Origin of the sequence: Marinomonas foliarum (assembly GCF_016906065.1) — a bacterium.
GTDB lineage: Bacteria > Pseudomonadota > Gammaproteobacteria > Pseudomonadales > Marinomonadaceae > Marinomonas > Marinomonas foliarum.
Genome location: NZ_CP070273.1, coordinates 3,589,690 through 3,612,620 on the forward strand (window position 1 = coordinate 3,589,690; position 22,931 = coordinate 3,612,620).

The window sequence follows — 22,931 nt, forward strand, 5'->3', positions numbered from 1 at the left end:
CAAATAAATAGCTGTAAATACCGCTGATTAATAGTGTTAGTGCGACAAAAAAAGTAATAATTAATCGATACTTTAGGCTGTGTTTAAAGCGATTTTTTAGAGATAGCATAACCAAGTCCTCGAGTGTTTGAGATGACTACTTGTGAACCTAAGGTGCTTAATTTTTTGCGTATTCTGTGTAGTGCGACATCTAATGCATTGGGAGTGACAGCTTGATTTAAGCCCCATGCTCCTTGTTCAAGTTTAGTGCGACTTATTGTGGTGTCAGCAGATCGCATCAAAATATACAGAATTTGAACTTCTGCTGGTGCGAGAGTGACGGATTGAGTACCACATTGAAGCTGAGCATTGTGTAGGTCTAGGGTAATATCTTCAAAAATGGGAGATAAGGGTTTTATATCGGAAGGCCTGCGTAGTAGAGCTCGAACTCTGGCGACTAATTCATCCATAGCAAAAGGTTTTACAAGATAGTCATCAGCTCCTGTTTCCAAACCTTCTATTCGATCATGTACAGCATTTCTGGCGGTTAATACGAGGCACGGGATTGTTACGCTTCTTTGACGTAAGGTTTTAAGTAAGCTTAATCCTTCCCCATCAGGAAGTCCTCTATCAAGTATAATTAAGCCATACTCTTGTGCCTCTAGGGCATGTTTCGCCATTGCTAAGTTTGCGAAAATATCCAACTCAATACCGACCTTTTGCAATGCTGTTGATACCATTTTGGATAGGCGATCATTGTCTTCAACCAGAATAATTCGATTCATAAAAATTCATTTGTTAAGTTAAATAGAGCAGAGTTTGCTTCAGAGTTAGTTTCATCTAAAGCAAACAGGCTATTTTTCAGTGATTATTTGAAACGGTATATATAGCCAAGATAGGCTGCTGCAGTTGTTTTTTTATCAACTAATGGGCTGTGTGACATTTCACTTCCAAAATGTTTGATACTGAAATCGAATGCCACTGATTGTTTTTTATTAATAATATAATTAAAACGCAGGCCTGCATTGATTACCGTTGCTGAGTTAGCGTCATATTGCTCTCTATTCACTTTTATTTCAGAGGGGTTAACGCCATAGTAATAGTTAACATATTTGTCGTTATACCATGTAGCACCGAGACTTGGCTCTAAATTTAAGTGCTGGTTGACTTGGATTTTTTTTGATATTGAGACAGAGGCTTGTTGACCTTCGCTGTTGTTCATTGTGTCGAGAAGGGTGTCAAGTTTTAGATCAAACATCGTTGTGCTCCATGTCATTGCTGGACCAACCCAGAAGCTGGAATCGCGATTGTCCATGCCGTCAAAAATATAGGAATCTGAACGATCATAACCATCACCGAATCCATATTTTCCGCGTATAGAAAAAGCGAGGCTATTGGTTTGGGCGACTTTTAAATCTATCGTCGTCCCCAGAAGAGATATCCAAGAGTTATCAACAAACACTATCGGTATAGCTGTGAGGTCACTGTCTACGCCACGATATTCTGACTGACTAACACCAGCAGCCACTCCTAACGCAACTGATGTTGTTCCATCGGCGAACGCTTTCCCTGTTGTCAAAAATATCGTGACAAGAGGTACAATACTGTAGCGTAAAACCAATTTTTTTTGGATTAATCGAGCGTTTTCAATGATTATTGTGTTTTTTTCTTTTGTTTCAATTTTGTTTTTCATGTTTTTCCTAATTCTATGAAAGACGAATTTTTACTGTAAGTTGTAGAGTATTACGGGACACTTACGAGCTTATTTTTTAGTGTTATAACCCTAAATACATTCACAAGCTTTCAGTCTTAGTCTTTCCATTATTCTTATTGTCTATAGAGGTCCTGCCTTTGAAGAGGGCTGTGCATTTTTGTCCCAACCCATGCATGTAGGTAAATACCACAGGGACTACAATGAGGCTCAAGAGAGTAGAAGTGATTAATCCGCCAATAACCGCAATTGCCATGGGTTGTCGAAAGCTTGCATCGGCACCTAAACCCATCGCAATAGGTAACATACCTGCAATCATTGCGGCAGTAGTCATAATGATAGGTCGTGCTCTTTTGTTACAGGCATTTAGCAAAGCGTCATGCATATTTAGCCCATGCTTTTTCATGGACATTACAGCATATTCCACAAGCAAAATAGAGTTCTTCGTGACAATGCCCAATAGCATAATGAGGCCAATCATGGAGGGGATATCTAATTCGCTACCTGTTAACAATAAGGCGACAAAAGCACCGCTTAAAGATAAAGGTATGGCAGATAAGATGGTTATTGGTTGAATCAAATCTTTAAACAACAGAATAAGTACGCATAACACGCATAGTAAACCGGTCAAAATGGCGGTACTAAAACCTGAGCTGAGTTCGTTCATTAGCTCAGCATCACCTGCTTCTATTAATTCTACGTTACTCGGTAAAGCTATCATGGAGGGAAGCTGGTGGGCTTCGTTGATAATATCGCCCAATGCGCGTCCATTGAGTTTGGCGCTAATCGTTATAAAGCGTTTACGATCATACCTGTCAATTTGCGATGGGCCACTTTCGAAAGAGATAGAGGCCACACTTGATAGAGGGATTAGCTGCCCGTTCCGTGCGGGTACTCGTAAACTTCTCAGCGTTTCTATATTCAATCTATGGCTATCCTCTAGCAGAACTCGAATATAAATTTGTCGAGTATCTAAATTTAATTTAGCAAGCTGTGAATTATGGTCACCGCTAGTGGCTACTCTGATAGTGTCGCCAATTGCTGAGGTAGAAACGCCAAGTTCAGAAGCACGCTGTAGATTAGGACGGACAATAATTTCTGGTCTTTCTAGGCTGGCCGTAGATTGAATATTTGAAATACCATCTATCCCCCGCAACTCTGTTAAAACGTTATTTGCGCTTGCTTTGAGCGCAGTACTATCGTTACTCGCAAGAATAAAAGATAGCTCCTGTCCAATGCCTCCACCAACCGAAAATCGTGCGCCAGGTACTGTGACTAAAACGTCACGCAATACTTTTTCAATATCACTTTGTGTGGCTCTATTACTTCTTTCTTTTAGGATCAAAATCAATTGGCTTTTGCGTACATCGCCTCCCGCTGAGTCAGCGTTTTCACCACTGGCAACGCCTATAGTAGAAAAAATATGATCAATACCTGCGATATCAAGAAGTGTTTTTCGAGTTTCTTCTGCTTTAGCTAGAGTGGTGTTAAATGCACTACCAGGAGGAAGCTCAATTGATACGGTGGTGTAATTGCTATTAGAGGCGGGCATGAGGCCAGTATTTAATAGCGGAACTAAAGAAGCAGTGACAGCAAAAACAATCAAAGTGGCCATTAATGTTTTAAAGCGATTGTTTAACGTCCATTGCACAATAGATAAGTATAAAACCAGTAATTTGCCTTGTTTTTTTTCTGTTATGTGCGTCTTTGGTTTAAGCATGTAGGCTGCCATCATTGGTGTTAGTAGACGAGCTACTAACAAAGAAGACAGCACAGCAACAACAGCAGTCCAGCCAAATTGCTTGAAAAACAATCCTGTTATACCACTCATCATAGCTGTTGGAGCAAATACCATAACAAGGGTCATGGTTGTTGCCATTACCGCTAGAGCTATTTCTGTCACCGCATCACCGGCGGCTTTTTTAATACCTTTACCCATACGGACATGGCGCTCGATGTTTTCTATTTCAACAATGGCATCATCTACTAGGATGCCAACAATGACGGCAAGAGCAAGTAAGGTTAAGGTGTTTAATGAGTAATCGAGAAAGTACATAGCGGCAAAAGTGGGGAGGATTGATAAGGGCAATGCGGTAGCGGCAATGAGTGTTGAGCGCCAGTCACGCAAAAACCACCAGACAATTAATATTGCCAGAAAGGCCCCTTCGAAAAGCATATTGATTGAACCTTTGTACTGCTCCTGCGTTCCAGACACTTTGTCATAGACGAGAGTGAAATCAACGCCATCTTTTACTTTTAGGTCTTCAAGGACTTGTTTTATACCCGCAGCAATCTTAGTTTCATCAAAACCAGTTGCCCTATAAACTTGGAATCCGACAACGTCCTTACCATTTAAAAGTGCTATCTGGCTGCGTTCTGCGGTAGTGTCTTGTACTGTAGCAACTTGATCAAGCCGTAAGGTTCGACCATCTGTTAAAACTAATGGGAAAGCGTTCAATTCATCTGCTTGCTTTGCTGTTGTGATTGTTCGCACGGATTGAGCTGCATTCCCTAGCTGCATTCTGCCACCGGAAGACTCAATGAGTGTAATACGCAAAGCTTGTGATACATCACTTGCTGTAACATTAAGTCCTGCTAATTTAGTTGGATCCAGTTCGATGTGTACTTCACGCTGTACACCCCCCACTCGTTCAAAACGACCAAGTCCCGGAACACTTAAAACTCTTTTGCTAATCGTATTGTCAACATACCAAGAGAGTGCCTCTTCATTCATGCGTGGCGCACTGATCGCATAGGTGAGTAATGTATCGGCATCTACTGTTTCAGCGCTGACGGATGGTTCAAGTACGTCATCGGGTAAGTCAGAACGGATTCTATCCAATGCATTACGAGATTCTATTAATGCGTCAGAAAGTGATTTCTTTAACATAAATTCTACGCGAATACTGACGACTCCATCGGAGATAGAGGTTTGTATGTGGCGCAGACTCGATAGTGTCGCTAAAGCATCTTCAGCTTTTCTAGCTACTTCAGTTTCAAGCTGGGCTGGCGCTGCGCCGGGCTGTGATAATGTCACTAGAATAGTGGGTAATCGAACATCTGGTAATTCAGCGATAGGCAGTTCTTGAAAACTTTTTATACCAGCAATAGAGAGTAAGACAAATAATAAAATAGTTGGGATAGGGTTTCGAATAGACCAAGTGGCGAAGTTATATGCAGGCTTACTCATAGCGCCTCCTGCTCTAGGTGTGCGCCTGAAAAGGTAATGGGTTCTTGTTCTTCAACTACTTTTACTATGTCACCTTCATTGAGAAAACCAGCGCCTTGCTTGATAATGCTTGCGCCTGCTTTAATGTTGCCTGTGATTTCAACATAATCACCTTGGCGTCGCGCTACTTTGATAGGTCTTTGTATTACTTGCTGGGTTTCATTGATCAACTCAAAAACGTAACTGCGCCCATCTCTGATAACGACACTGATGGAGGGAACAACAAGCGCAGGTGTTTTATTAAGTTGAATTTTTCCTAGGGCGAACATGCCTGCACGCGCACGATTGTTTGGCTCTAGACTGGCATAAACAGTGAGCATTCTAGTTTGCGGGTTTATAATTGGAGAAATTTGACGAATATAAGCTATGGCTTCACTGTTATTTGTAAGGTCCAGGGTGATTTTTTGGCCTAGGCTGAGATGAGAAGCTTGCTGCGCTGTGAGCTGCCCATACCATTCAAGCTTATTGCCTCGAATCAAACGAAACAGTTCTTCTCCAATCGTACCTATTCCCCCTAAAGTAGCCGTACGAGAGCTAATAACGCCTTCATCTGGCGATGTTACATTTACATAGCTTAATTGTAGTGCATTGGAGGCTAACTGAGCTGTAACTGCGGACTCTTCTGCCGTGGTTGTTTGCTTTTGTGTTTCTGCTTGCAAAAGGTTCTGCTTACTTATACCGTCGCTTTTACTTAGTGCAAACGCTCTTTGATAGTCAATGTTGGCCTGCTTAACTAGAGCTGAAGCTTGGTTAAGGTTTGCTTCTAGTAAGGCTTTGTCATTTAGTAAACTTGCATTATCAAAGCGAGCTATGAGTTGTCCTTTTTTTACATAGTCACCTACATCGACCAACACCTCGGTTAGCCTTAAGCCGTTTAGTTGGGCTCCAATAATTGCTTCTTGCCAAGCCACGATATCACCAGAGGCTTCAATGTTGTTATTCCAATCTAAAGACAGAACGGAGGTGGTTGTGACGGTTAACGCTGCATGCTTTATCTCATTTTCGGTTGCGTGAGCCGATATCGAAATAAAGCGTGAAGCAACCATAATGGTGATGATCGCTAGAAATATGAGACAGGATGATTGTGTCGTTAAACGCTTCCCCTCCCAGAGATTAGTAACACTCATGATTTGTTATCCCTATAGGCAGATAGTATTGAAGATTTATAGATCTTCTAGATTACTACCTTAACTATTACTCAAGACTTACTTGAGAGAGGTTGTGTTGCTGAGTTCTGTTGATTTGAGGCTGGATGGCTTTTCATTACGGTGAGAATCTATAGGGGGTATCTAGCATAGCTAATAACTGGGGAGGAAATTATGTTGATATACGCAGCTAGCAATGTTTTAAGCACAATGGTTACAGAGGTAACCTTGAAAGTAGCTGAGTAGGGGAAGTATTTTTTAACTAGGAAGGAGAGATAAGAGTGAAGCCAATGCTTTAGTGCACTTGGCTCCACTTTAGTACCGTTTTAAGCGATGGCTTGCACTACAATCGTTGCAAGAATCAGCATGAAAGCGCCGCCAATTCGAGATGATATTTGTGCGAAAGGCATTAGTTCCATACGTTTACTTGCCGCAAGAACCGCTACATCACCAGTACCGCCCATGTTAGCCATGCAAAGACCGCCAGTGATGGCTGCTTCGATAGGGTAGAAGCCCATTAACCAACCGATTAAGCCAGCACCAAACACAGCACCAAGTACGGTAATTAGAACCAACAAGAAGTATATTGGAGATAACGCGTTTAGGATTTGGTTTAGATCTGTGTAAGCCACACCAATACCGACTAGTAATGCTGGTGTTAGATTGCCAACAACAAACTTATACCAAGAGAAGGCCGCTTGTTCTAATGCTTTTGGCATGATGCCAGACACTTTGATGATCGCAATAGATAGAATCATTAGAGCGTAGGTATGCATACTGATGTAGTTTGATAGCAAAGTACCAATGAAGTACATACTGACAGCCAATAAAGCGCCAATGCCAAGCGTTGTGACATTCAACCCTGTTATTGTTTGATCTTCTTCCTCTATTGGTTTTTGACCGCGAATTAGCTGACCATTACCCGTTAGGCTCGGAGCCATCTGGCCGAGTTTATTGAGTAATCCCGCAATAACAATAGCGATCGCATTACCAATAGCCAATGCCGGAACCATTTGTGACATTAGCGTTTCTGCATTCATGCCTGTCTTTCCAGACATGATTTCAACAAGAGGCACTGCACCAGCACCCATGCCACCACCCATAATAGGAAGCGCTATTAACATAACGGAGTCGTAAAAGTCTTTGCTCACCAGCATGCCCACTAAGCCTGTGAAGATACAAGCGAAGAAAGCGGATCCTAAAATAACTGGAATGTATTTTAACGCAGCTTGTTTTAGCGTTTGTGTGTCCATACCGAAAATGGAGCCAGTTACTAGGCTAGCCACATAAAATGCTAAGAAACCGCCACTTTTCATGAAGGTGGTTACGTTGCTTTCAGCACTAGAAGGGAATAAACCGCTGTGGAATAAATAAGCAGAGCCAAAAATGACGACAATAGCGCCACCGCCGAAGAACTGATTGATAATGGGGGTTCTGTCCCCAATGTAATTAAGTATGAAACCGATAATAACCATAATGCCTAAGGCACCGATCATTCCACTGGGCATTTTGCCCGCAAAAGTGGCCAACAAAATAGTAATCGCGGCAATAGCCAATATGATTTTGCTAGTGCGTTGATCGCGCACCGTCATAGCATCATTAGTGATCATGGTAGACTCTCTTTTTTTTTGCTTGTTTTGATATGCGCCGCAGTCTACCAACCTTCGTTATAAGCGGAAGTTCCTTTTCTTCTAATGAAACTAAAAAGAGGTTTTGAAACTTTTGTAATGCAGATTATCGTCACGATTTACACAATGACGTAAATTTTGCCTTAATCATGAGCCTCTATCCATAACGTCATTTTTTCTGCTGGCATTGGCCTAGCAATAAAATACCCTTGCCCAAATTGGCAGCCTATTTCTAATAAGGCTTGTTCAATTTCTTGTGACTCCACGCCTTCCGCAATCAGCTTATAATTAAATGCTTGGCTTAATGCCACGATACAAATCACAATGGATCGATCCTCAGGGTTCGTTAACAGGTTTTGTACAAAGCTCTTATCGATTTTTAGCGTGTTCAAAGGTAATTGTTTTAAGTAGCTTAGAGACGCATAACCAGTTCCAAAATCGTCTAGCGCCACATGTACGCCTAACTTGCTACAGGCTTTTACAACTTCAACTGCATTTTGAATATCAGATATAGATACCGTTTCGAGGATCTCGATTTCTAAGGCTTGAGGCTTTACAGTGGGGGCTTGCTCTAGTAATAGAGCAAGGCGTTGGACAAAGTTATTGCTTAGTAAGTGAGCCGGAGCAATATTGACGCTAATTACAAGGTCTGGCAGGTTCCAGGTTGAATGTTGCTTTAGGGCCTCTTTTAGAACCCATTCACCAATCAAAATACCTGTGTTTGGGTGTTCTAATGCTTCTGTAAACGTCTGTGGGTACAACAAGCCTAGGGTTGGATGATTCCAACGAATTAGGGCTTCAACACCGATGAGTGAGTGTTCTACCATGTCAATTTGGGGTTGGTAATAGAGTTCAAATTCGTTTAATTCGACCCCTCGCTCAGCGGCCTGCAGCATGGTTCTGCGATCATACTGGCGTTTCTCTTCATGAGGATCGAAAAACAAAATTTTGTTGTTGCCGGAGTTTTTGGCTTGATACATGGTTTGATCGGCGCGACGTAATATGGTGTCAGCATCTAGACTATCGTCTGTCACCAAAGCCACACCAATGCTGGCAGACACCTGTACTTGGCATTCAAATTCTGTCAGCTCAATAGGAGTATTGATTAGGCTGATTAACCTATTCAGGAAGAGGTTACATTCTTTCTTACTAGCAATGCCTTTGAGCAGTAAGACAAATTCATCACCACCAATTCTAGACAGGGTGTCCTCTTTGCGGAGTAATTTTTTGAGTCTATCCGCAATGGTAACTAAAACATAGTCACCTGTGTCATGGCCGTAGTTATCGTTGACGGGTTTAAAATTATCCAAATCCAAAAAAGCCACCGCAGCAGGTTCATTATTTTTAACGACCTGTTGCAAGTTTTCTAATAGAAGTGGTCGGCTGGCTAACCCAGTTAGATTGTCATAATGGGCCATATCGTGAAGCTTTTTCTCTAGCTCTGCACGATGCACTGAATTGATAATGGCGTGAATGAGTTTGTTGCTCTGTAGCTGACTCTTTAATAAGTAATCACTTGCTCCGAGTCGCATTGCCTCAGCAGCCACTTCTTCATCGCCTAACCCTGTGACTATGATGACGGCACAATGATTATGCATAGACGTGCGAATATTATCTAAAAGAGTAAGGCCAGAAGTTAATCCCAAACGGTAGTCAATAATGACGCAATCAAATTCATTATTGCTTAAATACGCTAAAGATTCTTCGACAGAAACTGCTTCAGACACATGAGTTTTTATATCGGATTTTGACAGCATTCTACGCAGACGCTCGCGATCTACATCATCATCATCAACAATAAGTAGTCTTAACGCGGGCCCTTCGTAGGCTTCTAATAAATCCGTAGCGAATTGTGCTTCCATAGTGACTCCAAGTTCAACGGTTAGGCTCAACAGCATTTCTATAAGCGTCCATTAGCATGGCCAACTTAGCGAATTGTGGTCCAACAGAAGATTTCACCATATAGCCTGCCACATTATTGTCATAAGCTCGTGAGCGGTCGTTATCATCATTTGAAGTGGTGAGTATAAAAACAACGCTGTCTTGAAGAACTGGGTCTTCACGTACGTACTCTAAAAATTCAAAGCCATTCATGACGGGCATATTCAAATCTAGCAACACCAAATAGGGGGCTTTTAATGTTCTACTTGGGTGACGGTTTTCTAATATTTCTATCGCTGTCTTACCGTGTTCCGCGTAAACAAGGCTAATGTCTGGAGCGACTTTTTTAAGGCTGCGAGTGATGGATTCAGCCGCAACATCGTCGTCTTCAACAATAAGTACGTTTAGACTTTTAATCATGGGTATCCTTCCTTAAAAACCGTGGCCACCATACATGAAACGTGACGCCTCTTTGTGTTGTATTTGCTTCAACACTAATGCGCCCACCATGTGTTTCAACTAGGCGCCGACTAACAGATAGTCCTATGCCTGTGCCACTGCGTTCGTTAGACGTTACCGTTTGGAATAAGCGAAAAATGCGTGAAAAAGCCGCTTCTGGAATACCTGGCCCATCATCAGAGACTGAGAAATGACAAAGGTTATTCTCAGCAACACAGCGGATGGATATATTGCCAGTGTCTTGATCATGGTGTTTGATGGCATTGCTGATTAGGTTGCGAATAACGGTTTCGAGAGGTGTCCAAGTAGATGTGAAATGCTCTAGATGGATGTCTCTAGTAACGGATATCCCTTCTGGAATAGGGAGTAGTTCAAATATATTGTCTAGCAGTGTATTTACATCGATTTCTTGTGTATTCGACTCTATCTTTCCTGCCCTCGCATAAGTTAGTAGATTGTCAATTAACTGTTCCATGCGTTCAATTCGAACCTCTATTCTGTTGAGGTTTCGCGTAACATCTGGAATAGCATCAGGCCCTAAATCTTCTTTTACCCACTCCAATAAGTCCGCAATACCTCGAAGTGGTGATCGCAAATCATGGGACGCAACATAGGTAAATTCTTCTAAATTGGTATTGGTTTCACGTAATTCCTGTTCTAAGCGTTTGCGCTTTGTGATATCCAATAGGGAAACCAGCACTAATTCATTGTTTTCTTCGTCTTCAAAAGGGCTGAGTCCAATTTCCACAGGAAATTCTCTTCCATCCTTATGAAGGGCTGTAAGGTCGCGACCTACACCCATCATTCGTGGGGTTGGACTTTGGTGAAAGGTCTGACGTAAATGACCGTGATGTTCGCGATAACGCTGCGGTAGAAGCATGTCCATCGATTGGTTAATGAGCTCCTCTGATGTATAGCCAAAAGACTGGCAAAGTGCGCTGTTTGTTAAGCGAATAATGCCTTTAGCATCAATGAGCAATACTCCATGAGGCGCACCCTGAATTGAGCTTTGGAACATATGACTTGCTCGTTGTCTCGTTGTTAAGTCGATCAGGGTGGCTAAAACAACAGTTTGTCCATTTTGTATTATTGGGTTCAGTCCAATTTCTATTGGGATGTGTTCTCCGTCTTTCTTGCGAGCGTATAAAGCTTGCCCAGCGCCCATTTGGCGCTTACGAGGATGCTCGAAAAACTGCCGCATAAAATCTTTGTGCTTTTTTCTGAATTCCGCAGGCAGCAATATATTAATGTCTACGTTAAGTAGTTCGTCGTAGGAATAACCGAGAATATCAACAAGGGAGTCATTGACAAAAAGGATGCGCGCGTCAGTATTTACAACCATGGCTCCCATAGGTAAGCAAGTAACTAATTGTTTTAAAAAAACTTCATCCCTTAACGGGCTATTTGGTAGATCGGTTCTACCATCTTCAACTTCAGTATGATCCATCATGTATTCCATATATCAAGAAGGTGCTCTTTATATTGATAGACTAAAATTGATAGGACGGCAATTAAGTAAGCATTGATTTTTGTAAGTGTGGGAAGGAGTTAGGTGGTTTTTGTTGCTTTCTATAACGGTAGGGACAGTGCCTAGCGAAGACAAAAAAACATCTTGAAAAGCGCTTCCTTATTGTTTAACAAGGAAGCGGCTAGAAGGTCTACTCGTTGATAGGTAGTTGTACTGGGTTAGTGCTAAAAAGGTAGCCATCAAAATTAGGATCTTGATGCTCAGACAATAGCATTAAGGTGTCTTTAACATTCTCTAAGTGTCGCCACATTGCCATACGAGCAACATCAGGCTTCTTTTGTTGAATCGCAAGAAGGATATTCTCATGATCAATAAGCCACTTCTTTCGATATGCCTGATCGATGATGTGGGAATGAAGTTGCTTCCACATCGGGCTATTTTCACGGCGTTCCCAGAGTGTTTCTACTAAGTCGACTAACACGCTATTTTGTGTTGCTTCGGCAATGGCCAAATGAAACAGCTTATCTGCAACATGATTTTCGTCGGCAGTATCTATACTCTGTTTTTCCAGCTCTAGCGCGTCGCGCATTTTGAGAATGTCTTTCTTGGTTGCCTGGGTAGCTGCAAATTCTGCTACATGACTTTCAAGCAACTGCCTTGCTTGCATCATTTCAAACGGACCAACATCATCCTTATCTAAGGATTCTTCAAATCGATCGGTCGATTTAATACTGGTAGGCTGTTTTAAGAGATAAACACCGCTACCTTTACGAACTTCAACCACCTCCATCAGTTCAAGCATAATCAATGCTTCGCGGAGTAAGGTTCTGCTCACGCCTAATTGCTCAGCGATATCGCGTTCGGGTGGTAAACGGTCTCCAATCTGATATCTGCCTTTCCTAAGTTCCTCGTATAACTTAAGTCCTACCTCTTGGTAAAGGCGCTTTGGTTTTACAAGACTGTTTATCATGGCGTTCTACTTTAGTTTTTCTAATACAGTGTGAGATTAGAGGTCGATAGATTGAAAGAGGAGGCTGTAAAAAGTAAGCGACTCTCATCTGGTTTTAATGCCTAATAAGAGTCGCTGGATTTTGCTTATTTGTCGAGTGCTTTTATCGCCTTAACATAAGACGAAATTACCGGGTTCTCTGCTGCTTCTTTGTGCATTGGAGCAACGGCGTTGATAAAGGCATCTTTATTTACTTCAAGAACTTCTACGCCCATTTTAGTGGCTTTTTTCATTTCTTCTGCTGTGTACTCAGCCCAAAGTGTTTTCATGAAGGCTGTTGCGTCTTTACCCGCAGCAATCACGGCTTCTTTGTTATCAGCAGACAATTTTTCCCATGTAGTGGCACTAATTACCAATACATCAGGGATCATAGCATGCTCATCTTGGGTGTAATATTTAGCCACTTCACCATGGCGGTAAGTCGTTACAGCACCTATGTTGTTTTCCGCACCATCAACCACGCGCTGTTGTAGCGCTGTGTATAACTCACCAAATGGAAGTGGTGTTGGAGATGCACCCATTAGTTCCATCATCTTAATAGCGCTTGGGCTTGGTTGAACGCGAATTTTCATGCCTTTCAAATCAGCAGGAGTGCGAACAGGTTTCGTTGTATAGAAGTTACGAGAGCCTGCGTCAAAATAAGCCACACCGACGAAACCATATTTCTCAGAAGAGCGTAAGATTTTCTGACCAACATCGTCGCTTTCTAAAGCGCGATAGAAGTGTTCGCGGTCTCTAAAGATATAGGGAATATTGAAAGCACCGTAGGCTGGGTCGAATGACTCAAGTTCACTGGCGTTTGATTTCGCCATGTCTAGCGCACCACTTTGTAATAACTCCAAAGACTCACGTTGTGTACCTAATTGACCATTTGGGTAAACTCGTACTTTTAGATCTCCATCAGACTTCTCTTTAACTTCATCAGCAAAGAATTTTAGCGCCTTATGGATAGGCGATTTGGTATCTCCATTATGACTAAGTTTTATGGTCTGAGCGAAACTCATAGATGAAGCGCCCATTAAACTGCCAACAATTACCGCAGTGGCAAGATGTAACTTAGTTTTTTTAATATTTAACATTTTGTAAATCTCCGTGTTGATATTTTTATAAGGTATCAGATTATCAAAGTGTGTCGTTTCAAGTTCGAATAATTGCACGCAGACTGATTTTGGTCAACCAATCCCCTTGATTAGTTGACCAAATTTGATGTTTGGTTCAATATGTCGTCGGTTAATAGGCGCTGTTGTGTGTCTTTAGTCTCATTTGGGGGTAATAAATGGCGAAATTTATTCATGTGGTTGACCGCATATTATCGACAATTTGTGTCACTTTGATGGTGGTGTTGGTGTCGTGTGTAGTCTGGCAAGTATTCTCTCGTTATGTCCTTGGTGCGCCAAGTACATCAACAGATGAGTTAGCTAGGTTCTTGTTTATTTGGGTTGCATTGTTAGGCGCCGCTTTCACTTTGGGGCAGAAGAAACATTTGGCGATGGACTTTGTTTTGCTGATGTTGGATGGCAACAAAAAAGCCACCTTGCAATTGGTTATTACATTTATAGGTTTGTTTTTCGCTGCTGTCATCATGGTATATGGCGGTGGATCATTGATGATGAAAACGCTGAGTAATGGTCAGTTATCACCTGTTTTGGGGCTTCAAATGGGCTGGGTTTATTCCGCAATTCCAATTAGTGGCGTATGCATGATCTTGTATTTGGTAAGAGATTTGCTCACGCCAGCGCAAGATTAAAATAATTTACAGATTAGATAATGCCGCTCTTTTTGTAATGTTTTCGCGGTTTAAAGAATTCTGATAATAAGGATAAAAAACGTGGAATGGTTAATTGCACTTGTTTTATTTGGTAGTTTTTTCACAATGTTGGTACTTGGTGTACCCATTTCTTTTTCTATTGCGATTGCTTCGCTTCTCTCCATTATGGTCTCTCTGCCGTTTGATGCGGCCTTATCTGTTGTTTCGCAAAAGCTTGCTTCAGGCATGGACAGTTTTACCTTGTTGGCGATCCCATTTTTCATTCTTGCTGGCAATATAATGAATCGAGGCGGCTTAGCGTTAAGGTTGATTGAATTTTCTAAGTTGTTAGCTGGACGTTTACCTGGCTCCTTAGGGCATGTGAATGTTATTGCTAATATGCTTTTTGGTTCTATTTCAGGTTCAGCGGTTGCTGCCGCAGCCGCAGTGGGTGGCACCATGGCACCATTGCAGAAAAAGAGTGGCTACGACCCTGTATTTTCAACGGCTGTCAACATTTCTTCTAGCCCAGCGGGTCTATTGATTCCACCTAGTAATGCCTTAATTGTTTACTCCCTTATTTCTGGCGGTACTTCTATCAGCGCGCTATTTCTTGGTGGTTATTTGCCAGGTCTATTAATGGGCGCATGTGTGATGTTGGCTGTTGCTGTCGTATCTAAAAAGAAAAACTACCCAGTTTCTGAGCCTGTTTCCGTGGGAGAAGCCGGTAAGATTACGCTTCGAGCCTTGCCTAGCTTAGGTCTCATTGTTGTAATCATGGGCGGAATTATTGGTGGTGTTTTTACGGCGACAGAAGCCTCTGCTGTCGCGGTTGTTTACTCTTTATTATTGGCACTGATTTATCGTGAAGTAACCATCAAGGATATGCCTAGCATTATTCTAGGCTCCATCATGACTGCTTCTATGATCATGTTGTTGATCGGGGCGTCTATGGCGATGGCTTGGGCGATGGCGAATGGTGACATTCCTTATGCGGTAAGTGATGTGCTACTGGCCCTGTCTGATAATCCAATCATTATCTTGTTGATTATTAACTTAATTCTGCTTGTTGTCGGTATTTTCATGGACATGACGCCGGCCTTGCTAATCTTCACTCCTATTTTCTTACCTATTGCACAAGAGCTTGGAATCGACCCAGTTCACTTCGGCATCATCATTACATTCAATTTATGTATTGGTATTTGTACGCCTCCTGTCGGCAGTGCCTTGTTTGTAGGTTGCTCAGTAAGCGGTGTGAAGATCGACCAAGTGATTAAGCCATTGTTGCCTATCTTTGGTTTGCTTTTATTGGCGCTGCTGGCGGTGACTTTCATCCCAGAGATTACCCTGTTTTTACCTTCTCTTTTACTTGGGTACTAGTTTAGAAACTTGCGAATTTTAACGATATTTGGAGATATGTATTTATGAAGCCGATTAATAATTGGAAGCTTCTAGGTGTTGAAGATAATCGCGTAGACGTTCAGTGTGATGATCGCCACGTGCTGCATTTTTTCGTTCTAGAATCCAACGTGATTCGTGTATTACTGAAAAAGAACGATACATTGCAGCTTGAAAATAGCTGGTGTGTTTCTCCTAATGACAGTGAAACAGGCTGGGAAGGGCGCGACCGTATGAGTACGGAAGGCTTTACTTGTCCAGAATTTAACGTGTCAGAGCAAGGTGATCAGCTAAGTATTGCTTCTGTATCACTTCGAGTGACTCTATCGAAACCATTGAAGCTCACATGGGAATACGCCGACGCGTCCGGTGAATGGCAGTATCTTGCGGCAGACCGTCACAGCGGCGCCTATATGTTGGGCGTACAAAGCAACGACATTCATCATTATATGGCGCGAGATCTGTCCGAAAAATATTACGGGCTGGGCGAGAAAGCCGGTGATCTGAATCGCCATGGTTCTCGCTACCAAATGCGTAATATCGATGCCATGGGTTACGATGCGAAAAACACCGATCCATTGTACAAGCACATTCCTTTCTACATCACCAAAACCGAGCAAGCGAGCTTCGGTATTTTCTACGATAACTTGTCAACCAGTTGGTTCGACTTGGGGAATGAGCTAGATAACTACCATGGCTATTATCGTAGTTACCATGCAGATGAAGGTGATCTGGATTTTTACTTCATGTACGGTGAAAAAGTCGTCGATGTAACCAAAACCTATGTGAACCTAACGGGACGTACTATTTTTGGTCCTAAGTGGAGTCTTGGTTACAGTGGTTCCACCATGCTTTATACGGATGCAGAAAACGCTCAAGAGCAATTAGGCGACTTTATTAAGCATTGTGACAATCACAGCATGCCTTGTGATTCTTTCCAGCTTTCGTCTGGTTATACCTCGATTGGTAACAAACGCTACGTATTTAACTGGAACACAAGTAAGGTGCCAACTCCACTTAAATTGAGTGAAGACTTTCATCAAGCGGGTCTTAAGCTAGCGGCCAACATCAAGCCTTGTCTGCTTCAAGATCACCCGCGCTTTGATGAAGTTGCGTCACAAAATTTATTCATTCAAGACTCTGAATTCGACGCACCTGAATCTTCCCAGTTTTGGGATGACTCCGGCTCGCACCTAGATTTCACTAATCCAAAAACCATCCAATGGTGGAAAACGAATGTCACCGAGCAATTGCTTGAAAAGGGCATTGATTCCACTTGGAATGACAACAACGAATACGAGGTTTGGGACAGCAATGCTCGTTGTGTTGGTTTTGGTAAACAAACACCAATCAAGTTGATTCGTCCATTGCAGCCATTGCTAATGATGCGTGCGTCTTTCGAAGCCCAAACGGAATTTGCACCGACCTTGCGCCCGTATTTGATCTCCCGTTCTGGTTGCCCAGGCATGCAGCGCTATGTGCAAACATGGAGTGGTGACAACCGTACTAACTGGCAAACTTTGCGTTACAACACACGCATGGGTGTTGGTATGAACCTTTCTGGCTTGTACAACATGGGCCATGATGTAGGAGGATTTTCTGGTGATCGTCCAGATCCAGAATTGTTCGTGCGTTGGGTTCAAAATGGCGTTATGCATCCTCGTTTCACTATTCACTCTTGGAACGATGATAAAACGGTTAACGAGCCTTGGATGTACCCAGAAGTCACGCCGATCATTCGAGAAGCTATGACGCTTCGTTACCGTTTGATGCCGTATTTGTACAACCTACTTTGGCAAGCGCATAAACATCATGAGCCTATGCTGCGTGCAACCTTCTTAGATCACGAAGATGATGCTCGTACTTATGAAGAAAACGATGATTTCCTACTGGGTAAAGATCTTTTGGTTGCGTCTGTCGTAGAGCAAGGACAACGAACTCGTCCTGTATATTTGCCTGATAATGGCGAAGGCTGGTACGACTTCCATCGCAAAACCTGGTACACCGGCGGACAAGAAATCACTTTGCCAGCCGCATTAGAAGAGATTCCTCTGCTTGCTCGCGCTGGTAGTGTGATTCCTACTAGTCGTCGTATTGCTCATGTGGATGCAGAAAAAGACACGCAAAGACAGTTCCTAGTATTCCCATTTAAAGGAGCTGGGCAGCGTGATATGTCTGTGTTTGATGACGACGGGCTATCAACGGGTTATTTAGACGGCAAATACTTACAGCTAAACATGACGTTGAAATCCGATCTTGAACGTATCGATCTAACAGTATCTCGTGAAGGTGAATGGCAACCGGCTTACAACGAAGTACGTTTTGCCTTGCCAGAAAATGAGCTGCGTCCTTTCTATGTCAACGGCAAGCGAGTCGATGCGTCTCAAGCTGTTGCACTAAGCGAAATGGCCTAAGCCGAGGAAATGACATGAAAAACTTTATGACAGAAGATTTTTTGCTTACCACAGAAACGGCTAAGCGCCTTTACCATGAGTACGCGGCCGAGCAACCAATCTACGACTACCATTGCCATTTGAGTCCTCAAGAAATCGCCGAAAACCGTCGTTTTAGTGACCTTGGTGAAATATGGCTGGAAGGCGATCATTACAAGTGGCGCGCGATGCGTGCCGCTGGTATTGAAGAGCGTTTTATTACAGGCGATGCGAGCTTCAAAGAAAAATACCAAGCTTGGTCGAAAACCGTACCTCAGTGTATTGGTAACCCAATTTATCACTGGACGCACCTAGAGTTACGTCGTCCTTTTGGTGTCACTGATGTGTTGTTTTCTCCAAAAACGGCCGATGCCATTTGGGAGCAATGCAATGACATGCTGCAGCAACCTGAGTTTTCAGCGCGCGGCATCATGCAGCAAATGAACGTGAAGATGGTCGGCACCACAGATGACCCTGCAGACAGCCTTGAACATCATAAATTCATTGCCAATGACAGCAGTTTTGATATTGCTGTCACACCAAGCTGGCGTCCTGATCGCGCCTTTAAAGTTGATCATGTTGGCTTCAAAGATTATCTAAACAAAATTGGTAAAGCAGCAGACATCAATATTGCACGCTTTAGTGATTTGATTGATGCCTTAGCGCAACGTCTTGAAGTATTTGATGCTCATGGCTGCCGCAGTGCTGACCACGGTATTGAAATAATGCGCTTTGCTAACGAGCCTAGCGAAACAGAATTGGATGCGATTTTGTCCAAACGTATTAATGAGCAGCCGTTAACCGAGCTTGAAATTGCGCAATTCTCCAGCGCGGTGCAAGTTTGGCTAGGCAAGCAATACGCGAAAAGAGGTTGGGTCATGCAGCTGCACATTGGTGCCCGCCGCAATAACTCATCTCGAATGTTTAAGCTGATTGGCGGCGATTCTGGTTTTGATTCCATGGACGATGGTGCGTTTGCCGAGCCATTGTCAGGATTCTTAGATGCGTTAGACCAAACTGATGAACTACCTAAAACCATTTTGTATTGCTTGAATCCAATTCATAACGAAATGTTAGCGACCATGGCGGGTAACTTCCAAGGTGGTGGTATAGCAGGCAAGGTGCAATTCGGCTCTGGCTGGTGGTTCAACGATCAATTAGATGGCATGCAACGTCAACTAACCAGCGTGGCGCAAATGGGCTTGCTTAGCCAGTTTGTCGGAATGCTAACAGACTCTCGCAGTTTCTTATCGTACACACGTCATGAATACTTCCGCCGTTTATTGTGCGAGATGATTGGTGGTTGGGTTGAGCGTGGTGAAGTGCCAGCAGACATGGCGTTATTAGGCGAGATGGTAAAAGGGATTTGTTCGGAAAATGCCAAGAAGTACTTTGGTTTTTAAGGTATTTGTCTCTAAAAACATAAGGAATCATAATGATTAGCATAAAAACCACAGATACTTTATATGCTCCAGATAAGGTAGATGTTGGCATTGTTCATATCGGTTTAGGTGCTTTTCATCGTGCACATCAAGCCGTATATATCGAGAAAAACCTCAATCGTCACCAAGGAGGCGATTGGGGGATTTGTGCGGTAAATATTCGCTCGAATAGCCAATTGGTCGACGAGTTAAAAAGCAATGGTTGCCGTTATCATATTGCCGAATATCAAGACAGCCAGAACGTCGAGTTGCGCGAGATCAACGCGATTCGAGATGCTCTATTTGCTGGCGCTGATAAAGAGCCTTTGTTTACCAAGCTTGTGTCGCCAAAAACCAAGATCGTGACCTTAACCGTCACTGAAAAAGGCTATTACTTGTCACCAGCGGACAAAACTCTGCGCCAAGATGATCCAAGCATTCAGCACGATATACAGAACCCAACTGCGCCAAAAACCGCACCGGGAATCTTGGTTGAAGCTTTGTATCGCCGAAAAGAGTCTGGTTTAGAGCCGTTCACCATCTTGTCATGTGACAACATGCCAGAGAATGGGCGTTTAACTCGCCAAGCGGTTTGTGATTTAGCCGCTCTGCGTTCGACTGAACTCGCGCAATGGATTAAAGATAATGTGGCGTTTCCTAGCTCTATGGTCGACAGAATCGTACCAGCCATGTCGGATGATTCTCGTGAACGTTTACAGAAAGAGCTGCAATGCGACGATCAAAATGCCGTGATGTGTGAAGCCTTCAGCCAATGGGTTGTAGAAGACAACTTTCCGCAAGGTCGTCCAGATTGGGAAAACGATGGCGTGCAAATGGTAGAAGATGTTCACCCATTTGAAACCATGAAACTTCGTTTATTAAACGGCAGTCATTCTTTGTTGGCGTATGTTGGCTTAGCCGCTAAGCATAAAACCGTGGCACAAGCCATTGCGGATGAAAAATTCGCTAACTTGATTCGTCACTATATGAGCTGTGAAGCTTCGCCAACGTTGGACTTGCCTGAAGAAGTGCAAGTGCAAACCTATATTGAAAGTCTGGTGAGCCGCTTTGCTAACGACAGCCTGCAGCATCAGTTGTCACAAATTGCGATGGATGGCTCACAGAAAATTCCTCAGCGTTGGTTAAATGGCGCAGAAGAACGTTTAGCGAAAGGGGCGAAACAGGGGGGGCTTAATGCGACGGCGTTAGGTGTAGCTGCATGGTTATTTTATGTGCGCGGTGCTGATCTAGAAGGTAAACAGCACAAGGTCGATGATCCAATGGCGCAAACATTAAGTGAGCTCCACGCTCGTTGTTCTGACCCAGAAAGCTTGGTTAGCGAAGCTCTAAAACTCAACGATATTTTTTCACCAGAAATCAGCCAAAGCGAGGACTTTTCTCACGCTGTGCTGAATGCTTATCAAACACTTATTTCAAGCGGTGTTGTGGAATGTCTGTCATTCAATAACAGGCCATTAAATAGCAATACTGCGAATTTTGGAGGATAGAATGGAACATACTTGGCGTTGGTTTGGACCAAATGATGAAACAACTTTGACGGATATTCGTCAAACGGGCGCGACGGGGGTTGTGACCGCGTTGCATGAAATTCCTAATGGTGACGTTTGGCCAGTAGAAGTAATCAAAGATCGTAAAGCCATGATCGAATCGCATTCACTGCGTTGGTCTGTGGTCGAAAGTGTACCAGTGCACGAAGACATCAAAAAGCGTACCGGTAATTACCAAGAGTACATTCAAAACTACAAGCAAACCCTGCTGAACTTAGCGGAATGTGGTATCGATACGGTGTGCTACAACTTCATGCCAGTGTTGGATTGGACGCGTACGGATTTGGATTATGAACTGCCAGATGGTTCTCGTGCATTGCGTTTTGACCAAACGGCGTTTGCTGCATTTGAACTCTATATTCTAGAGCGCAAAGGCGCAGAATCTGACTACAGTGATGAAGAAAAAGCGCAAGCGAAAGTTTTCATGGAAAACTTAAAAGAAGACGATAAAAACCGCTTGGTAGCGAACATCATTGCCGGTCTTCCTGGCTCAGAAGAGAGCTACACTATTGAGCAGTTCCGTTCTAAATTAGACGAATACGCTGGCATCGACAAAGACACACTTCGTGAACACCTGAAGCTGTTCTTAGAAGAAATAGTACCAGCAGCAGAGCAGGGCGGTTTGCGACTAGCGATTCACCCAGATGATCCACCACGTCCAATTCTTGGTTTACCACGCGTTGTCTCTGTCAAAGACGACATCGAATGGTTGCTTGGCGCTGTGCCAAGCCCAGTAAATGGCATTACCCTGTGTACTGGCTCTTACGGTGTTCGCGCAGACAACGACTTAGTCGACATGGTGCAACGTTTTGGCTCAAATATCTTCTTCACACATTTAAGATCCACCAAACGTGAAGAAGTGGCAGGCAGCTTTCATGAAGCGTCCCACCTTGGTGGTGATGTAGACATGGTTGGCGTAGTTCGCGCGCTTCTTGTAGAAGAGAAAAAACGTAACGACAACAACGCACCGAGCCTGATCCCAATGCGACCAGATCACGGCCATCAAATCCTGAATGACCTAGATAAAAACTCGAAACCGGGTTACTCGAAACTAGGTCGAATGAAAGGCTTGGCGGAAGTTCGTGGTTTAGAGTTGGGCCTTAAAAGTACGCTTTAATTGAAGCCAAAGTGAATGGATAGAAAAGACCGAGTAGTTCGCTATTCGGTCTTTTTATTTTATCCAAGTATTAACGAATTAATGAATGAAAAGCAGCAAGAATGGCTGCTTGTAGGCTATTTTATTTTATGGAAAGGGCGGTTATAGTCTAGTCTGGTTGGTCTCTGTAACGTATCTTGATCGTCGGCTCCAGTGTAGAGAGTGTCGTTCTTGATATAAACGATACTGTGTTCTTCAGGGTAGAAGTGGGCGCCATCATATCGCATAGTGCGACTATCGAATTCGGTGACGATTTTGCCATCACTCAGCATAACGCCGTTCCCCAATGTAAATTTGCTAAGTGATGTAGGGTTCGGGGCCCCTGGTAAGGGGCTAGTGCAGCCAGCATCAATGTAGTTTTTGATATCTGTGGTGAATTCACTACGACTGAAGGATACGATCACGATATCATAGTGCGCTTCACCTTCTACATGCCCACATGGTTTTCTCCAAGAGCCTTCAAGGTCACTGGTCGTCACGGTGGCGTTATATACTTTTTCGGTATCTTTAGGATTGTTTTCTGTGTCGTTACCTTCGCTCTCGGTATCCTCGATTTCTGTAACAGGGCTTTCGTCGCCGCCTTTGAAATAATTCCCAATTTTGGTATAGCTTTCATTGCCTACGCAGCCAGCCATTAGTACAGAAAATAGGCTTACTAATACAAGCTTTTCCATAGCGCTTTTCTCCTTACGATCGTGAT

The 22,931-nt window shown here is 43.2% G+C and carries 17 protein-coding genes; 6 read left to right on the top strand and 11 right to left on the bottom strand.

Going from position 1 to position 22,931, the window contains the following annotated elements; genetic code table 11:
- Positions 1-83: 83 nt before the first annotated feature.
- The 10 genes from JSY38_RS16595 to JSY38_RS16640 form a co-directional block, all read right to left on the bottom strand.
- Entirely contained in the window at positions 84-764 is a 681-nt protein-coding gene (locus tag JSY38_RS16595; RefSeq protein WP_205114241.1) for a response regulator transcription factor, read from the bottom strand.
- 83 nt (positions 765-847) lie between these two features.
- The gene (locus JSY38_RS16600) at positions 848-1,672 is read right to left on the bottom strand and encodes a MipA/OmpV family protein (RefSeq protein ID WP_205114243.1); all 825 of its coding nucleotides are present in this window, start codon (positions 1,670-1,672) and stop codon (positions 848-850) included.
- Positions 1,673-1,772: 100 nt separating this feature from the next.
- Complete coding sequence (locus JSY38_RS16605) at positions 1,773-4,880, bottom strand: efflux RND transporter permease subunit (RefSeq protein ID WP_205114245.1); 3,108 nt, start codon at positions 4,878-4,880, stop codon at positions 1,773-1,775.
- Positions 4,877-6,046 carry an efflux RND transporter periplasmic adaptor subunit gene (locus JSY38_RS16610; RefSeq protein ID WP_205114247.1) on the bottom strand — a complete coding sequence of 390 codons (1,170 nt, stop codon included), beginning with the start codon at positions 6,044-6,046 and terminating at the stop codon, positions 4,877-4,879. The genes JSY38_RS16605 and JSY38_RS16610 overlap by 4 nt, the downstream gene beginning before the upstream one ends.
- 344 nt (positions 6,047-6,390) lie before the next feature.
- Positions 6,391-7,674 carry a 2-hydroxycarboxylate transporter family protein gene (locus tag JSY38_RS16615; protein WP_114412301.1) on the bottom strand — a complete coding sequence of 428 codons (1,284 nt, stop codon included), beginning with the start codon at positions 7,672-7,674 and terminating at the stop codon, positions 6,391-6,393.
- A 161-nt stretch (positions 7,675-7,835) separates the two neighbouring features.
- The gene (locus JSY38_RS16620) at positions 7,836-9,554 is read right to left on the bottom strand and encodes a GGDEF domain-containing response regulator (protein WP_205114249.1); all 1,719 of its coding nucleotides are present in this window, start codon (positions 9,552-9,554) and stop codon (positions 7,836-7,838) included.
- A 13-nt stretch (positions 9,555-9,567) separates the two neighbouring features.
- Complete coding sequence (locus JSY38_RS16625; RefSeq protein WP_205114251.1) at positions 9,568-9,993, bottom strand: response regulator; 426 nt, start codon at positions 9,991-9,993, stop codon at positions 9,568-9,570.
- Complete coding sequence (locus tag JSY38_RS16630) at positions 9,986-11,479, bottom strand: sensor histidine kinase (RefSeq protein ID WP_205114253.1); 1,494 nt, start codon at positions 11,477-11,479, stop codon at positions 9,986-9,988. Before JSY38_RS16630 ends, JSY38_RS16625 begins: the two co-directional genes overlap by 8 nt.
- 211 nt (positions 11,480-11,690) lie before the next feature.
- The gene (locus JSY38_RS16635; RefSeq protein ID WP_114412305.1) at positions 11,691-12,470 is read right to left on the bottom strand and encodes an FCD domain-containing protein; all 780 of its coding nucleotides are present in this window, start codon (positions 12,468-12,470) and stop codon (positions 11,691-11,693) included.
- Between the two features lie 125 nt (positions 12,471-12,595).
- Entirely contained in the window at positions 12,596-13,588 is a 993-nt protein-coding gene (locus JSY38_RS16640) for a TRAP transporter substrate-binding protein (protein WP_114412306.1), read from the bottom strand.
- 197 nt (positions 13,589-13,785) lie between these two features.
- Here JSY38_RS16640 and JSY38_RS16645 point away from each other — a divergent pair, with 197 nt between their 5' ends.
- The 6 genes from JSY38_RS16645 to uxuA all read left to right on the top strand — a co-directional run bounded on the left by JSY38_RS16645 (position 13,786) and on the right by uxuA (position 22,192).
- On the top strand, positions 13,786-14,256 hold the full coding sequence (locus tag JSY38_RS16645) for a TRAP transporter small permease (protein ID WP_114412307.1): 471 nt from the start codon (positions 13,786-13,788) through the stop codon (positions 14,254-14,256).
- Positions 14,257-14,337: 81 nt separating this feature from the next.
- Positions 14,338-15,636 (top strand): TRAP transporter large permease, encoded by a 1,299-nt coding sequence (locus tag JSY38_RS16650; RefSeq protein WP_114412308.1) that lies wholly within the window; start codon positions 14,338-14,340, stop codon positions 15,634-15,636.
- 44 nt (positions 15,637-15,680) lie between these two features.
- Entirely contained in the window at positions 15,681-18,068 is a 2,388-nt protein-coding gene (locus JSY38_RS16655; RefSeq protein WP_205114255.1) for a glycoside hydrolase family 31 protein, read from the top strand.
- Between the two features lie 14 nt (positions 18,069-18,082).
- Entirely contained in the window at positions 18,083-19,489 is a 1,407-nt protein-coding gene (gene uxaC, locus JSY38_RS16660; protein ID WP_205114257.1) for a glucuronate isomerase, read from the top strand.
- Between the two features lie 32 nt (positions 19,490-19,521).
- A complete protein-coding gene (locus JSY38_RS16665; RefSeq protein ID WP_205114259.1) occupies positions 19,522-21,015 on the top strand; it encodes a mannitol dehydrogenase family protein in 1,494 nt (497 codons plus the stop codon).
- A 1-nt stretch (position 21,016) separates the two neighbouring features.
- The gene (gene uxuA, locus JSY38_RS16670; protein WP_205114261.1) at positions 21,017-22,192 is read left to right on the top strand and encodes a mannonate dehydratase; all 1,176 of its coding nucleotides are present in this window, start codon (positions 21,017-21,019) and stop codon (positions 22,190-22,192) included.
- Positions 22,193-22,308: 116 nt separating this feature from the next.
- Here uxuA and JSY38_RS16675 read toward each other — a convergent pair whose 3' ends face one another.
- Positions 22,309-22,905: a hypothetical protein gene (locus JSY38_RS16675; RefSeq protein ID WP_205114263.1), complete on the bottom strand. Its 597-nt coding sequence runs from the start codon at positions 22,903-22,905 to the stop codon at positions 22,309-22,311.
- Positions 22,906-22,931 lie beyond the last annotated feature (26 nt).